11 protein-coding genes are annotated in these 14,683 nt (G+C 66.6%); 5 read left to right on the top strand and 6 right to left on the bottom strand.

Annotated features, from left to right (window positions below):
• The first annotated feature begins 224 nt into the window (after positions 1-224).
• Both ASE63_RS12160 and ASE63_RS12155 read left to right on the top strand, forming a co-directional pair.
• Positions 225-1,151: a hypothetical protein gene (locus tag ASE63_RS12160; protein ID WP_156410318.1), complete on the top strand. Its 927-nt coding sequence runs from the start codon at positions 225-227 to the stop codon at positions 1,149-1,151.
• A gap of 261 nt (positions 1,152-1,412) precedes the next feature.
• Positions 1,413-2,750, top strand: coding sequence for a TAXI family TRAP transporter solute-binding subunit (locus ASE63_RS12155; protein ID WP_082609877.1), 1,338 nt, complete (start codon positions 1,413-1,415; stop codon positions 2,748-2,750).
• Positions 2,751-2,771: 21 nt separating this feature from the next.
• Here the strand turns inward: ASE63_RS12155 and ASE63_RS12150 are convergent, their stop codons facing one another.
• The 5 genes from ASE63_RS12150 to ASE63_RS12130 all read right to left on the bottom strand — a co-directional run bounded on the left by ASE63_RS12150 (position 2,772) and on the right by ASE63_RS12130 (position 9,888).
• Positions 2,772-6,002 carry an efflux RND transporter permease subunit gene (locus tag ASE63_RS12150; RefSeq protein WP_056801276.1) on the bottom strand — a complete coding sequence of 1,077 codons (3,231 nt, stop codon included), beginning with the start codon at positions 6,000-6,002 and terminating at the stop codon, positions 2,772-2,774.
• A 15-nt stretch (positions 6,003-6,017) separates the two neighbouring features.
• Positions 6,018-7,286, bottom strand: a complete 1,269-nt coding sequence (locus ASE63_RS12145; RefSeq protein ID WP_056801274.1) for an efflux RND transporter periplasmic adaptor subunit — start codon at positions 7,284-7,286, stop codon at positions 6,018-6,020.
• Positions 7,283-7,924, bottom strand: a complete 642-nt coding sequence (locus ASE63_RS12140; RefSeq protein WP_162261761.1) for a TetR/AcrR family transcriptional regulator — start codon at positions 7,922-7,924, stop codon at positions 7,283-7,285. The genes ASE63_RS12145 and ASE63_RS12140 overlap by 4 nt, the downstream gene beginning before the upstream one ends.
• Positions 7,925-8,175: 251 nt before the next feature.
• Positions 8,176-9,021 (bottom strand): amidohydrolase family protein, encoded by an 846-nt coding sequence (locus ASE63_RS12135; RefSeq protein WP_082609875.1) that lies wholly within the window; start codon positions 9,019-9,021, stop codon positions 8,176-8,178.
• A 126-nt stretch (positions 9,022-9,147) separates the two neighbouring features.
• The gene (locus tag ASE63_RS12130; protein ID WP_056801739.1) at positions 9,148-9,888 is read right to left on the bottom strand and encodes a 3-oxoacyl-ACP reductase family protein; all 741 of its coding nucleotides are present in this window, start codon (positions 9,886-9,888) and stop codon (positions 9,148-9,150) included.
• An 820-nt stretch (positions 9,889-10,708) separates the two neighbouring features.
• Here ASE63_RS12130 and ASE63_RS12125 point away from each other — a divergent pair.
• Positions 10,709-11,515 (top strand): AraC family transcriptional regulator, encoded by an 807-nt coding sequence (locus tag ASE63_RS12125; RefSeq protein ID WP_244491384.1) that lies wholly within the window; start codon positions 10,709-10,711, stop codon positions 11,513-11,515.
• Here ASE63_RS12125 and ASE63_RS12120 read toward each other — a convergent pair.
• Positions 11,503-12,873 (bottom strand): PLP-dependent aminotransferase family protein, encoded by a 1,371-nt coding sequence (locus ASE63_RS12120; RefSeq protein WP_056801270.1) that lies wholly within the window; start codon positions 12,871-12,873, stop codon positions 11,503-11,505. The genes ASE63_RS12125 and ASE63_RS12120 overlap by 13 nt on opposite strands.
• Positions 12,874-12,963: 90 nt before the next feature.
• Here ASE63_RS12120 and ASE63_RS12115 point away from each other — a divergent pair, with 90 nt between their 5' ends.
• Together ASE63_RS12115 and ASE63_RS12110 are read left to right on the top strand one after the other, a co-directional pair.
• Positions 12,964-13,593 carry a LysE family translocator gene (locus ASE63_RS12115; RefSeq protein ID WP_056801268.1) on the top strand — a complete coding sequence of 210 codons (630 nt, stop codon included), beginning with the start codon at positions 12,964-12,966 and terminating at the stop codon, positions 13,591-13,593.
• A gap of 261 nt (positions 13,594-13,854) precedes the next feature.
• Positions 13,855-14,640: an alpha/beta hydrolase gene (locus ASE63_RS12110; protein ID WP_056801266.1), complete on the top strand. Its 786-nt coding sequence runs from the start codon at positions 13,855-13,857 to the stop codon at positions 14,638-14,640.
• Positions 14,641-14,683: the final 43 nt, after the last annotated feature.

Genomic DNA, 14,683 nt, shown 5'->3' with positions numbered 1-14,683 from the left:
GACACTCGACATCGACATTCGGCACGCGGCGGGAACCGCGCGCCTTCAGGCCCCGCGCATTCCCTTTCGGATCGCATCTCTCACCCCGCGGCACCCGCCGGAGGGGAATTCTCGCCATGCCCAGCATGAACCGTCACGGACCTTAGGGAACCTCAGCCCCGTTTCGGGGATTGCGATTGGCGGCGCGAGGCTCCATCCTCGCCCTGTCTGTCGAGGCGAGCATGATGCGTGGACTACTCGTTACCCTGGCGTTGTTGTCGGCGCCGGGGGCGGCTCTGGCCGCAGGACCTTACGGTAAGATCGTCGTCGGCAACTGGTCGGGCGGCGCCTTCACCAACGACACCACCGGCGCCTTCTCGCATTGCGCCGTCAACGCCAGCTACAAGAACGGCACGCGGATGTTCACCTCGGTGACGTCCGATCTCAAATGGCTGCTCGGCTTCGCCCATCAGCGCTGGAAGCTGCAGCCGGGCGCCCGGCTCCAGCTGCAGCTGATCTTCGATCGCGGCGCGCCGATCTCTGTAAGCGCCGAGGCCAAGACCACGAATATGATCGCGATCACGATGCCGAACGAATCCGGCCTGATCACCGCCTTCCGGCATGGCCATTTCCTCGAGCTGGTCGCGAACGACCAGCGCTTCACCTTCGCCCTGACCTCGACCCGCGAGATGCTACCGGCGCTGGTCGAATGCACGCGGCAGAGCGGTCATATCCGCGGGCCGGTGAACCCTGCCGCCGCCCGCGACGCCGCCCGTCCCTCCGAGGCCGACAGCCAGGCGCGGGCCGAGAAGAAGGCGGTGCTGGAGAAGACCCGCACCCTGATCCGTACGAAGATGATGACCTGCATCGGCCGCGAGGGCGGCCCGATGCTGGCGACCGACGAGAAGGCCGAGGTGGTGGCCAAGGCCGCGATGATCTTCTGCAAGGCGGATGTCGACGCGCTGGTCCAGTCGACGATCGAGCTCGGCGAGCTCGAGACCGCGCGTCCCGTCGACCGCAACGCGGTGCGCCGCGTCGCAGAGCAGCAGGTGCTGGACGTCGTGGTCGCGCAGGTCGTCAAATCGCGCGGCGAGATGCTCAACCGGCGCAACCAGCAGCAGCCATCCACGCCATCGGGCGGCGGCAGGCCGGCGATCTCTCCGACGCTATAGTTCCAAGTCTTCAGCGCGGCCAAGTCTTCAAGCGCTGAAGACTTCCACCGGATCGCGACGCGCATTGGCCGGCGCGAGGGTGCCCTTTCGGCAACGCACGCCAAACTTGTGGTCGTGGCGACGGCGAGCCGCTTGCCAGCCCGCCGCGATTCTCTCATTTCTCGCTGCCGCCCAGAATTTGCGGGCCTCGAATCACGTGCGGGAATCGTCTCGTGCGCGCGCAGGCTCCTGCCTCACCGGCCGGCCGGACGGGAGAATGTCATGGTTCGGCGGTCTGTCTTGGTTGTCGGCTCCTACGCCCTGCTCGCCGCACTCGCGGTCGCGGCGGCGGTCGCGAGCGGCTGGTATGTCTTCCGCGAGACGCCGCCGGTCACGCTCACCGTCGCGGTCGGCGGGCGCGGCGGCAATATCGACCAGCTGATGACCGAAGTCAGCGACCTCGTCGCCAGCCAGTCGCGCACGATCCGGCTCGCCATCGTCCACACCGACGGCTCCGCGACAAATGCCCGGCTGGTCGCGGAGGGCAAGGTCGCCATGGCCTCGGTCCAGGCCGACATCATGACCGCGCCGAATGTGCGGGTGGTCGCGGTCGTCGGGCGCGAGCATTTCCAGCTGATCGCGCGCCGATCCTCGCAAATTCGCAGCTTGCGCGACCTCGCTGGCAAGCGCCTTGCCTTGCCGCCCGAGGGCACTTCCGGCAACCAAAATTTCTTCGCCCTGGCACAGCATCACGACCTGCCGCTCGGCGAGATCAAGGTTACGGCCGGGCCGGTCAACGACAATTTCGCGGCGCTGGAGCGCGGCGACATCGACGCGATCGCCTTCGTGCGGGCGCTGCGCGACCCGGCGACGATCGAGGCCATGCGGCGCGTGCAGCAGCGCGGCGACGCCTTCGTCTTCGTGCCTGTCGAGCAGGCCTCGGCGATCAGGCTGGTGAAGCCTTATGTCACCGAGAGCAGCATCAGCCAGGGCACCTATCAGGGCTTCCCGCCGGTGCCCGAGCAGGACACGCCGACGCTGGCGATCGGCATCAACCTGGTCGCAGGCGCGGACGTGCCCGAGGCCGCCGTCGAGGAACTCACGCGCATCCTGTTCGACGAGCAGCTGCGCCTCGCCTTCAGGACGCCGCTGGCCGCCGGCATCGCGAGGCCGTCGCAGGGTGGCCCGTCGCTGCCGATCCACCCCGGCGCAAAAGTCTATTACGACGGCGCCAAGCCGTTCCTGCTGGTGCGCTATCGCGACGAGATCACCTTCCTCATCTCGATGCTGACCATCGCCTATTCCGGCCTGATGATGCTCCGCCTGCAGATCCGCAACCGCCGCAAGATCCGGGTCAGCGCCTATAACGACAAGCTGATCGAGATCGCCTCGCGGACGCAGGAGGCCCAGGAGGTCGGAGACATTGCGGCGCTGCATCGCTGCCGGTCCGACCTCAACCTGCTGATCCAGCGGGTGATGAAGGATTTTTCGGAGGAGCGCATCTCCGACCAGGGCTTCCACGTCTTCTCGCTGAGCTGGGAGGCGGTCCGCGCCTCCATCGCCGAGGCGATCGGCGAGGTCCGCGCCGGCATGCCGGAGACGAGGCGCAGCGCGGCGTAAAGGGCGCTACGCCTCTCACCCTCACTCCGCCGCCAGCCTCGGCGGCGGCAGCTTACCCATAACCTTGCCGCTGGCCTCGCCCGGCGTCTTGTGGGTGTGATCCTCGTGGATCGCCTCCCACAGGCTCTCGTCCTCGGCCTTGCTGAAGAAGCGCCCGAAGACCCGCCCCGTCAGCTTCGAGAGATCGTCCATCACCGCATAGAAGGACGGCACGAAGACGAGGGAGAGCACTGTCGAGACGATCAGCCCGCCGATCACCGCGATCGCCATCGGCGAGCGGAACTCGCCGCCGTCGCCGACGCCATAGGCCGAGGGCAGCATGCCGGCCGCCATGGCGATGGTGGTCATGACGATCGGCCGGGCTCGCTTGCGGCCGGCTTCGAGCAGGGCCGTGCGGCGGTCGCTGCCGCGCCCCTCCTCCTCGACCGCGAAATCGACCAGCATGATCGCGTTCTTGGTGACGATGCCCATCAGCATGAGCAGGCCGATATAGACCGGCATAGAGACCGGATTGCCGGTCGCCAGCAGCGCGATCACTACGCCGCCGAAGGAGAGCGGCAGCGAGAGCAGGATCGTGATCGGCTGGAAGACCGAGCCGAACAGCAGGATCAGCACCGCCAGCACCAGCATCAGCCCGGTCGTCATCGCCTGGACGAAGCCGGCGACGACCTCGCCCTGGATCTCGGCATCGCCTGTCGCGGCGATCCAGACGCCTTCCGGCAGCCCGACCTCCTGCACGATCTTGTGGAAGGTCTCCTGCGCGGTGCCGAGCTCGAAGCCACGCTTGAGGTCCGCGCCGATCGAGGCGCGGCGGACGCGGTCGTAGCGGTCGATCGAGCTCGGCCCCTCGCCGAACCCGATCTCGGCCACCGCCGTGAGCGGCACCGAGACGCCGCTGGCATTGGTGACGCGCAGGGCCGCGATGTTGCGGATGTCGGCCCGTGCCGCCTCGTCGAGCTGGACGCGGATCGGCACCAGCCGGTCGCCGGCATTGAACTTGGCGAGATTGGCGCCGACATCGCCGATGGTCGCGACGCGCACGGCTTCCGAGATCGCCTCCGGCGTGACGCCGAGGCTCGCCGCCGCCTCGAGCTTCGGCCGGACCGTCAATTCGGGCCGCGACAGCGAGCCCATGGTCGCGACGTTGATATAGCCGTCGACCTTGCGCATCCGCGCCTCGATCCGCGCCACCGCCTCGTCCAGCGCGGCCCCGTCCTTGGAAAGGATCGAGAAGGCCATCTCGCGCTCGCCGCGCTCGTTGACGTACCATGCGCGGACATCCGGCACGCTGGCGAGTTTCTCGGCGATGACGACCTTGAGGTCCTTCTGGCGCGCCTTGCGCTCGGATTTCGGCAGGAGCTTGATGGTCACGGCAGCGCGCCTGACCTCGCGCTGACCTGTCGGAGAGGAGCCGCCGAGCACGAAGACCTGGGTGACCTCGGGAATGGTCCTGAGCGCATCGACCAGCTTGTCGGTGGTGACGCGGGTGTCCTCCAGCGTCGAGCCCGGCGGCAATTCCACCGAGGCCACGACACGCGCGGTGTCCTCGTCCGGGATGAAGCCGGTCGGCAACAGCGCGGTGGCGTGGATCGAACCCCAGAGGAAGGCGAAGCCCAGCACCAGCGTCAGATACGACATGTTGAAGGAGAGCGAGCGCCAGCGTCCGGTGCCGTCGAAGCGCGGGAATACGGGCAGGCGCCGCGAGGCCGTGGTCGCCTTGAGCAGGCCGACATAACCACGCATCACCGCGCCGTCCTTCGGCTCGGCATGGTCGACGGGCTTCATCAGATAGGCCGCCATCATAGGCGTGATCAATCGCGCGACCAGAAGCGAGAACAGCACGGCGACCGCGACCGTCAGGCCGAACTGCCGGAAATACTGGCCGGCCACCCCGCCCATGAACGAAACCGGCGCGAAGATCGCGACGATCGTCAACGTGATCGCGATGACCGCGAGCCCGATCTCGTCGGCCGCCTCCATCGCGGCGCGATAGGGCGTTTTTCCCATCTTCATGTGCCGGACGATGTTCTCGATCTCGACGATCGCGTCGTCGACCAGGATGCCGGTGACCAGCGTGATGCCGAGCAGGCTGACCAGATTAAGCGAGAAGCCCATCATCTCCATCACCCAGAAGGTCGGGATGGCGGAGAGCGGAAGCGCAATGGCCGTGATCAGCGTCGCCCGCCAGTTCCGCAGGAACAGGAAGACCACGATGACGGCGAGCGCCGCCCCCTCGATCAACGTCTCCATCGCCGCCTTGTAGTTGCCATAGGTATAGGCAACGGCGTCGTCGATCGGCTTCAGCGCTATGTCCGGATAACGCTTGTTGAGATCGGCGATGCGCGCCGCGACGACATCCTTTACCGAGAGCTCGCTCGAACCCTTGGAGCGGAATACGGCGAAGGACACCACCGGGCTCTTGTCGAGCCGGCCGAAGGCGCGCGGCTCGGAGTTCGAATCCTCGACGCGGCCGAGCTCTTTGAGCCGGACCTCGCGGCCGCCGGTCAGCATGATCTTACTCTCGGCCAGCTCCGCAACCGTGCGCGCACCGGCGAGCGTGCGGATTGCCTGCTCCTGGCCGCCGACCTCGCCACGCCCACCGGCGAGATCGACATTGGTCGCGCGGATCTGGCGGTTGACCTCGCCGGCCGTGGTGCCGAGCGCGAGCAGCCGGTCGGGATCGAGCGAGATCCTGATTTCGCGGTCGACGCCGCCATAGCGCTCGACCCGGCCGACGCCCCTCAGCCCCTGCAATTCGCGCGCGACGATATCGTCGACATGCCAGGAAAGCTGTTCCAGCGTCATGCCGGCCGAGGAGGCGCCATAGGTCAGGATCGACTGGCCCTCGACATCGATCCGCTGGATCACCGGCTCATCGATGGTGCGCGGCAGGTCGGCCCTGATCTTGGCGATGGCGTCCTTGACGTCGTTGACGGCGCGGTCGGTATCGGTTTCGAGCCGGAACTCGATGATGGTCGAGGACAGCCCGTCGGTCAGCGTCGACATCACATGCTTGACGCCTGTGATGTTGGCGACCGCGTCCTCGACGCGCTTGCTGACCTGGCTTTCGAGCTCGGCCGGCGCTGCGCCGGACTGCGTGATCGTCACGGAGACCAGCGGCACGTCGATATTCGGGAAGCGCGTCACCGGCAGCTTCGAGAACGAAAGCAGCCCGAGCACGCAGAGCACAAAGAAGAGCAGGATCGCGGGGACCGGCTTGCGGATCGACCAGGCGGAGAAATTGATGTTCACGGACGCCGACTCCCGTCAGTTCGTCGCGACCGGGGTGATGACGTCGCCGTCGCGCACGAAGGTGCCGGCGCGCGCGACCACGCTCTCGCCCTCAGTAATGCCCGAGACGATCTCGGCGCGGCCGTCGCCGGCGAGCCCGAGCTCGACCCTCTTCGTCTTGACCTTGCCGTCGGTGACGCTCTGTACCGTCGCGCCCAAACGGGCATAGGTGATCGCCGAGAGCGGCAGGGTCACGACGGTCTTGCGGCCGGTTTCGATCACGCCGCGCGCGAACGAGCCGAGCGCGACCGGCGGATTGCCCGTCAGCGCGACGCGCACCCGGCCGAGCCTGGAGGCCTTGTCGACCTCCGGCGCGATCAGGCGGATGGTGCCCGCCAGCGCCTGCGCCGCACCGGCCGGCGTCACCGCGACCGGCTGGCCGAGCTTCAGCCCGGGCAGTTCGACCTCGGCGACCTCGGCCTCCAGCTCGACGGCACCCTCGGCGATGATGCGGAACAGCGGATCGGCGCCCGGCGTCATGCTCGCGGTCGCGCCCAGCTTGGCGCTGCGGCGGCTGACGATGCCGCCCCGCGGCGCCTTGATCTCGGTGCGGCCGAGCTTGACCTCGATGTCGCGTCCTTGAGCGTTGGCCAAGGCAAGGTCGGCGCTCGTGATGGCCAGAGCCTGTTTCGAGGAGTTGACCCTGGCGCGCGCGGACCGTGCGGCAGCGTCCCGCTGGTCGAAGGTTTCCAGGCTGGCATTGCCGCTCTCGCGCAGCGCCTTGGTACGGTCGAAGGCGTTGTTGGCCTGCACCAGATTGGCCTCGGCCTCGACGATCTGCGCATTGGCCTGGGCGACCCCCGCCTCGGCGCGGGCGATCTGGGCGTCGTTCTGCGCCTTCTGCACCTCCAGCGTGGTGCGCGAGAGCCGCGCCAGCACCTGTCCGGTCGTGACGCGATCGCCCTCCTCGGCCAGGATCTCGACGATCGCGAGACCGTCGACCTCGGGCTGCACCAGCACCTCGTTGCGCGCCACCATCGAGCCGGAGACGACGACGCTCTGGACGATCTCGGAGACCTTCGCTGTGGTCACCGTCACGGAGGGGCCGGCGGCGGGCACGACTTGCGTCGAGGCGGCCGCCTGGGCCAGCACCGGGGCAGCCGCGACCGGGCCGAGCGCGAGGCCGAGAAGCGAGAGGCACAGAAGGCGCGACAGGCCCGGGAGGCGCAAAGCGACGGCGAAGGAGGACATCGGAAAACCCTTCCGGGCGATGGCGGGATGCGCGGCGACGATGGCGGTGGTCATGACGAAGAGGCCTCCGCCTCGGGCAGCAGCAGCACCTGCGCCAGACCGCGCATCGCGGTGAACAGCGTCTCGGCCATCATGGCGGGATCGAAGGAAGGATCAGTGGCACGGCGGCAGAAGAAGCCGTCCGCCATCATGAAGATGGCCTGGAGGAAGCGGGCATCGTCGAGATTGGCCGGCAGCTCGCCGCTCGCCTTTGCCCCGGCAATGGCGACGGCGAGTCCGCCGACAACGGTTCCGTCGATCGCGGCGCACATCCTCGCCATCTCGGGATTACGGGCGGCCTCGGCCCAGATCTGCAGGCAGATGACGGCCTTCTCGCGCGGCTCCTCGACCAGATGCTTGCGCCCAAGCGCCTCGAGCTGGTCGAGCACGCTGCCGCGGGCGGGGCCGAGATCGGCGAAATCGGCGGCGATCTGGCTGCGGTCGCGCTCGGCCATACCGGCGATGATCGCGTCCTTGTTGGCGAAGTAGCGGTAGAGATTGCCCGGGCTCATGCCGGCCTCGGCCGCCACGTCCTGCATCGTCGCGGCGTGGAAGCCGGCGCGCGCGAAAACGAGTTCCGCCGCATCGAGGATACGGGTCTGGCGCTCGGACGGGGCGCGCTCGGGCGCAGGAAGACCGACGGGATTCAGCACGCGCAACCCTGTCAACGAGAATGAACGTTCATTCTCATGATCCGTGCTTGTGGCCAAGTCAAGGCGAAGCTTGCACGGCATGGTTTCGTTGATGAAAAATGACCCATAGTGTTACCTCAATTGCAGCCAAACGCCGCAATTCAACCGCTCTGAACTGGGTCAGCCGCGTCTATCGGGTCTAGCAGATGCGCCACGGGCAACCCCCTTAAGAGCTTTCCCTCGGCGTCGAGTCCTTGGATGCAGACAAAAAATCAGGCCTCGACCGGATCGGTACTCGACACCAAATTTCGACGCGCCGACCGTTTGAGCGGACCGGTCACGGGCGTTTTCAATAGGGTAATTGACGGTCCATGAGTAACCATCCAACGGTCAAAGGTTGCCCCTAGCCGATGTCTGGAACGTCCGCTTCCGGGCAAGCAGGACAAGGAGCTGAGAGCGGCCAACGCGGAAATCGCGCGCTTGAAGGGCGCGGAGCCCGTCATTTCGCTGGAATGCCTCGATCCAGATGGCAAGTCGCCTCGCTCGTCCGTCTCGAACTCGATGACCTTGAAGTCCGGGAACCGATCTGTGCCGGCACCGATCGCCTCCATCGCCAGATCGTTCATGAAGGCGCGGTTGTAGGCGTACTGCACCATCAGCGGCCGGTCGGGCACCGCCTCGCGCAGCTCGTCCATGGTCGGGAAGCGATTCTCCTCGAACTGGTAGGGCGTCCAGCCTCCGATCACCTTGACCCACTGGCCCTCTGGCGTCCGGTCGCCCTGTTCGGCCAGCATCGACAGCGCCCGGCGAAGCGTGGGTACGCCGTCCCATCGCACGGTGAAGGTGAAGTTGCTCTCGTTGAGCAGGTGGATATGCGCGTCGATGATCCCCGGGATCAGCCGACGGCCGCCGGCATCGATGATCCGGGTGCCCGAGTTTTTAAGATCGAGGATCTCGGCATCGCTCCCGACCGCGTAGATGCGCCCCTTCGTGACCGCGAGCGCGGACGCTTCGGGCTGCGCGAGATTGCCGGTGAAGATGTTTGCGTTGAAGACGATCAACTCGGCCCCGGGCCGTTCCTGCGGAAGCTTCCCTGCGATGGGTCGTGCGTCGGTCATGTCCTGTCCTCTTTCGTAAAGCGGAGGCGAAGCGCAGCCGGATGGGCTCGGCGCCGCGGCACGGCTCCGCACTCCGCATTCGTTCGGGTGGTCGGATCGGGTGAGTTCGTCGGCCTGCCCGGCCGATTACGCGTTCGCGCCGCCGTCGACGGTCACCACCGTGCCCGTGACCATCGCCGCCGCCGGGCTTGCAAGGAACGCGACGACATTCGCGATCTCGCGTGGCTCCGCATAGCGCCCGAGCGACGAGAGGCTGCGCTGGAAGGCCGCCCCCTCGCCATCGGCCGGGTTCGCCTCGGTGTCGGTCGATCCGGGCGAGACAAGGTTCACCGTGATCCCGCGCGGTCCCAGCTCACGGGACAGGCCGCGCGTGAACGAGAGCAGCGCCGACTTCGACATGGCATAGGGCGTCACGTCGGCAAACGGCACACGTTCTCCCAAGGTCGATCCGACCGAGATGATGCGGCCGCCTTTGGGAAGGTGTGGTATTGCCGCCTGCGCCGCGACGAATGGACCTCGGACATTGACGTTCATAACGGCCTGGAAGTCAGCGATGTCGACGTCCGCAACCGGGCCGTAGATGGCAATGCCCGCGCTGTTGACGAGGATGTCGAGGCCGCCAAGCGCTTCGACGGTGCCGGTGACGGCCCGCTTGACGGCGTCCGGATCGGCGCTGTCCGCCTCGATGGCGATTCCACGTCGGCCCAGCGTCCTGATCGCCGCGACGACGTTGTCCGCGCGGCCTGCCGCGCTCTTGTAGGTAATCGCGACATCCGCGCCGTTCTCGGCCAACGCCTGTGCGATCGCGGCGCCGATGCCTCGCGATCCTCCGGTCACGAGGGCGCGCTTGCCGATCAGGTCAGTCATGATCATTCTCCCATCGTTGTTTTCTGGCTTTGAAGGAAATCGCGCGCTTCCGATGCCCGCTCGTTTGCCTTCAGCCGTATCTCGGTCCCGCAGATCGTTTGCTTGACCTCCACCCGCAACGCCGCGGCTGATCTCGACCTGCAGCGTCGCCGAGCCTGACGAGCAATCTACCGGGATGCGGAAGCGGCGCGTTTCCGGCCCTGCGCCGAAGGTGCCGATCTTGCGGTTGAACTGCGTGCTGTCGGCTCGTTCGGGATAGCGAAGCAGTCAAGCAGCCGCCGCACCAGATCTCGACATGCCGCTGAAGCGCAGGGCGAAATCGACCGCCTCTCGTCCAGGCTGTCAGACGTCCGATAAAAATTGGCCACGCATTATCAATCAGATAGGCCCTTCAATATTGTATCGGCACAATATCATCGCCGATGACCGGCAACTCTTTTGTCTGTGCAAATTCATCTTCCAATTGAAGCCGCTCATACACTTGCGCCTTATCTGCACTTCCTCAATAATAGAGAGTGACGGCCATCGACCCGGTGCGATTGCTACGACGTTTATGAGCGCCGCGCGCGCGGCACCGGGACACGCTTCACCGTGATGGCGGAAGCCGTCTCTCGCGAGCTATGCGGGGCGAAAATGAGCGGGGCCTGCCAGAGCGCCGGGCCGTATCGCAAAGGCCGAGTCCGCGGATCGAAAGGCGGTCACAGCGGCGTCAGAGGGGAGGGATTACCTTGTCCGCCTATCCGTCTTTCACACAATGGTGCAGCGAGGGCCGGCCGGCATCCTATGTGCGCACGCGGAAATCGCCGGCGGGATCCTCGACATGCTCGAAATGGCGCGACCGGGCGGGGATATGTATCGCCCGGCCTTGCCTGAACTCGTCCTGTATCAGGATATTCAAGGCGGCTGCCGTACGCGCGGCGACTCTGGAGGCGGGCATTTCGATGTCAAAAGCCAGAAGGGCGACCTCTATCTCGACGTGCCGAACTTCGCCAATACGATCAACGTCGCCGCGCACCACCGCATTCGCAGCCTGTCGTTCCCCACGGCGCAATGGGAGGCTGTGCTCGACGAAGCGGCCGACGGAGGATGTTCGCTGGATAGCCTGCAGCTCTACAGAGGGCCGTTTCGTTCCGCCGCCATCCAATCGTCGCTCAGGAACCTGTGGGCCCTGAGCGACGAGGAAGGCGCGCCGTCGCGCCTGCTGGCGCGCGCCGCAGGATGCGAGATTCTCGCCGAACTCTGCCGGTTGAGCGGCGCCTCGCTTGCGCCGGCAAAAGGCGGCCTTGCCCCCTGGGCGCGGCGCCGCTGTCTCGAGCTGATGCGGGAACGTCTGTCCGAGGACATCAGCCTCGACGAACTGGCCGCTGAAGCGCAACTCTCGCCCTTTCATTTCGCGCGGATGTTCAAGCAGAGCGTCGGCGTGCCGCCGCGCGTCTACCTGACGCAATTGCGGCTGGAGAGGGCTTGCGATCTGCTCGAACTGACGGAGCTGCCCATCACTGAGATCGCGAGCGAGGTCGGATACGCGTCGAACCAGATTCTCGCGCGAGTCTTCTCCAAGCATAAGCACATGTCGCCGAGCGACTATCGCAGGGCCGTCCGCGATCCGTCCCGCTACGCCACTTGAGCGGTCGAGTGTTCGGCCGGCTCCGCAGCCGGACCGAGCTCGAGCAATTGGTCGATGATGCCGACGGCTCGCCGAAGCTCGTCCATGGCGGGCGTGGCGAGGGCGATCCTCACAGCGTCTGGCGCATATCCCGGCTGAAGACTGAAATTGCGGCCCGGTGTCACCGCGATGCCGGCGTGCAGCGCGGCAGCGCAGAAGTCGTCCGCGCGCCATGGCGGCGGCAGCGGCAGCCACAGATGGAAGCTTCGCGCGTCTCCTTGAGGCGACCACTTCTTGAGGCCGGTGCGCATGATCGCATGCCGCTTTGCGGCGTCGGACCCCTTGCGCGCCTCGATCTCCGGCAGGGTTCCATCCTCCAGCAAGGTCGCCAGAAGCGCCAGGCTGAAAGGCGAGCTCAGCCATGCGCCCGTCCGCAGCGACTCGGCGAGCCGCTGCCGCCGGTCGGCGTCGGCAAGGGTGACCAGGCCGATCGGAAGGCCCGGGAAGCCGCGCTTCGACAGGCTGTCGATCAGGATGACGCGGTCCGGCACGAGAGCGGCGATCGGGTGCGGGGCTTGCGGATGAAGGAAACTGTAGACCGCATCCTCGATCAGCGTCAGCTCGCCCTGGTCCACCACTGCGGCGATGTCGCGCCGGCGCTCCGCCGTCATGGTGAGACCCAGCGGATTGTGCAAAGTCGGCTGCGTGTAGACCAGCCGAACGCCGTCCGAGGCGGCAACGGCCTTCAGGGAATCCGGCCGCATGCCCTGTTCGTCCATCGCGATCGGGATCGGCCGCAGACCCAGCCTCTGGGCGGTCGCCTTCACCATCGGGTAGCTGATGGCCTCGACGCCGACTGCCTCGCCGGTGTTGGCAAAGGCGGCGAGCGCAGCGGCGATCGCCTGTCGGGCGCCGCCGGCGAAGATGAGATGCTCGGGCCGCGGCTGCCAGCCGCCATAGGAGAGATGCCGCGCCAGCGCCACGGCCAGCCGCTCCGCCCCGTAGGCCGAGGTTGAAGCCGAGGCGAACGGGAGGCCATCCCCTTCCGCCGCGCGCATCATGGCATGGGCAAGCGCGCGCTCGTCCTCCGGCTGCACTGCCGTCGAGTTGAACTCCAGATCGATGATCCGTGCCTGGCCGGGCTCGCGCAACCGCGCCTGAGGCGGCACGAGGCGGACGAAACTGCCGCGGCCGACCTCGCCCGAGACCATCCCCCTGCGCACCAGCTCGGCATAGGTCCGCGCGACCGTCGAGACGGCGAGCCCGTTCTCGTAGGCATAGCTCCTGATCGTCGGCAGGCGCTGCCCCGGCGGGCGGAGCCCGTCGACGATCTCCGCCGTGATCCGGTTCGCGTGCTCGAGATAGCTGGGCGTGCTCATTCTTGTTCTCGGAACAATGAATTTATTGATCCGAGTTTCGCGTCGATGTCAAACACTCCACTTCGCGATCGTGCCCTGTCAGGGATTGGGATGAGCTTCACGACCTTCGTCGCTTTCGTGCTGATCAGCGCGGCCCAGGTCGCGACGCCGGGACCTTCGACGGTCTTCCTGCTCAACAATGCGCTCGCCTATGGCGCACGCCGCGCCATCGTGGCCCTGAGTGGCGATCTGGTCGCCATCGTCATTCTGGCCTCGCTGTCGGCCGCCGGCGTCGGCGCGCTCCTGGCTGCCAACACGGCGCTGTTCGCCGTCCTGCGCATCGCCGGTGCAGCCTACCTGCTCTGGCTCGGCATCCAGTATTTTCGGGTGTCGCCGGCCGTATCTGAGCAGAGTACCGGCGCGGAGGGCTCCTCGCGCAGCGCCACTGCCGGCCTGTGGCTGCAATCCTTCTGGATCGGCATCAGCAATCCCAAGGCGGTGCTGTTCTTCGCGGCGCTGTTTCCGCAGTTCATCCCGGCCGATGGCGGCCCGGGCTCGCTGGTTTTTCTCGTGATCGCCTTCGTCACGACGAAGCTCATTGTGCTCGGCGGCTACGCGCTCGCCGCACGTCAGCTTCGCCGGGTTTTCGCCCGTGGCGGCAATATGGCTGTCGGGCGCCGGCTGACAGGCGCGCTGTTCATCCTGTTCGGCTGTCTGATGATTTGGCCGCTGGTCGCCTGAGGAGCCATGTCGTCAGATGATCTCGAAGCAACTGAGGCATATCAAACCGCAGGATCGATGACCTCGCAGCAGGATCTGCCACGCAGTTGCGCCGGACGTCTTCTAGGTTGTCCGCGACGGAGACCATCCGTTCCCAGCTGTCCCGCAGGACTATCGCCCGGCGGTGGGACTGCTCGCCGAGACGCAGGCCGAGCGCTCAAATGCCTACGCCTTCATCTTCACCCGCGCTGAGCGCGTCTTCGTCTTGTGAGAGGAAAAATCATGCCCAAACTCGCAGCGACGGTTGCTGTCGCGACCGCTCTTGTCTCCGGTGTCGCCATGGCGCAGCCGGCCAAGCCCACGATCGTCCTCGTCCATGGCGCCTTCGCCGACTCGTCGAGTTGGAACGGCGTCATCGCGAACCTCCAGAAGGATGGTTACGCGACGGTCGCCGTCGCCAATCCGCTGCGCAGCGTGTCGGGTGACGCGCAGCTCGTGTCCGACGTCGTCAGAAGCATCGTGGGTCCGGTGGTCCTGGTCGGCCATTCCTATGGCGGCCAGGTCATCTCGAATGCCGCCAAGGGGCACGACAACGTCAAGTCGCTTGTCTATGTCGCGGCCTTCGCGCCGGACGTTGGCGAGGCGGCGGCAGATCTCGCCGGCAAGTTCCCTGGCGGGACGCTGGGCGAGGCACTGGCGCCCCCGGTCAAGCTCGCCGGCGGCGGCATCGATCTCTACATCGATCAGGTGAAATTCCGTGACCAGTTCGCTCACGACGTCCCGGCCGAGGCGACCGCGCTGATGGCGGCCGGCCAGCGCCCCATCACCGAAGCCGCCCTGACCGAAAAATCCGGCGAGCCGGCCTGGAAATCGCTGCCTTCCTATTTCGTCTATGGCGACGGCGACAAGAATATCCCGGCCCAGGCACTCGGTTTCATGGCAGAGCGCGCCGGCTCGAAGCGAACGGTCGTGCTCAAGGGGGCGTCGCATGTCGTGATGGTCTCGCAGCCCGCAGCGGTAGCGGAACTGATCGCCGAGGCCGCGGCACGCCATCTCCAGAAGCCATGACGGGCGGCCTCCGTGCCCGCTCGTAGCAGTCTGCCGAGAGCGA

This window comes from Allobosea sp. Root381 (assembly GCF_001429395.1).
Classification (GTDB): Bacteria; Pseudomonadota; Alphaproteobacteria; order Rhizobiales; family Beijerinckiaceae; genus Allobosea.
The sequence above is the reverse complement of the archived record's forward strand: the minus strand, read 5'-3'. Positions and strand labels throughout refer to the sequence as shown.

Excerpts from the sequence above, each read along its gene's own strand:
- ASE63_RS12160 (WP_156410318.1), top strand. The coding sequence starts at position 225 with ATGCGTGGACTACTCGTTACCCTGGCGTTGTTGTCGGCGCCGGGGGCG.
- ASE63_RS12155 (WP_082609877.1), top strand. The coding sequence starts at position 1,413 with ATGGTTCGGCGGTCTGTCTTGGTTGTCGGCTCCTACGCCCTGCTCGCC.
- ASE63_RS12145 (WP_056801274.1), bottom strand. The coding sequence starts at position 7,286 with ATGACCACCGCCATCGTCGCCGCGCATCCCGCCATCGCCCGGAAGGGT.
- ASE63_RS12135 (WP_082609875.1), bottom strand. The coding sequence starts at position 9,021 with ATGACCGACGCACGACCCATCGCAGGGAAGCTTCCGCAGGAACGGCCC.
- ASE63_RS12130 (WP_056801739.1), bottom strand. The coding sequence starts at position 9,888 with ATGACTGACCTGATCGGCAAGCGCGCCCTCGTGACCGGAGGATCGCGA.
- ASE63_RS12125 (WP_244491384.1), top strand. The coding sequence starts at position 10,709 with ATGCTCGAAATGGCGCGACCGGGCGGGGATATGTATCGCCCGGCCTTG.
- ASE63_RS12120 (WP_056801270.1), bottom strand. The coding sequence starts at position 12,873 with ATGAGCACGCCCAGCTATCTCGAGCACGCGAACCGGATCACGGCGGAG.
- ASE63_RS12115 (WP_056801268.1), top strand. The coding sequence starts at position 12,964 with ATGAGCTTCACGACCTTCGTCGCTTTCGTGCTGATCAGCGCGGCCCAG.
- ASE63_RS12110 (WP_056801266.1), top strand. The coding sequence starts at position 13,855 with ATGCCCAAACTCGCAGCGACGGTTGCTGTCGCGACCGCTCTTGTCTCC.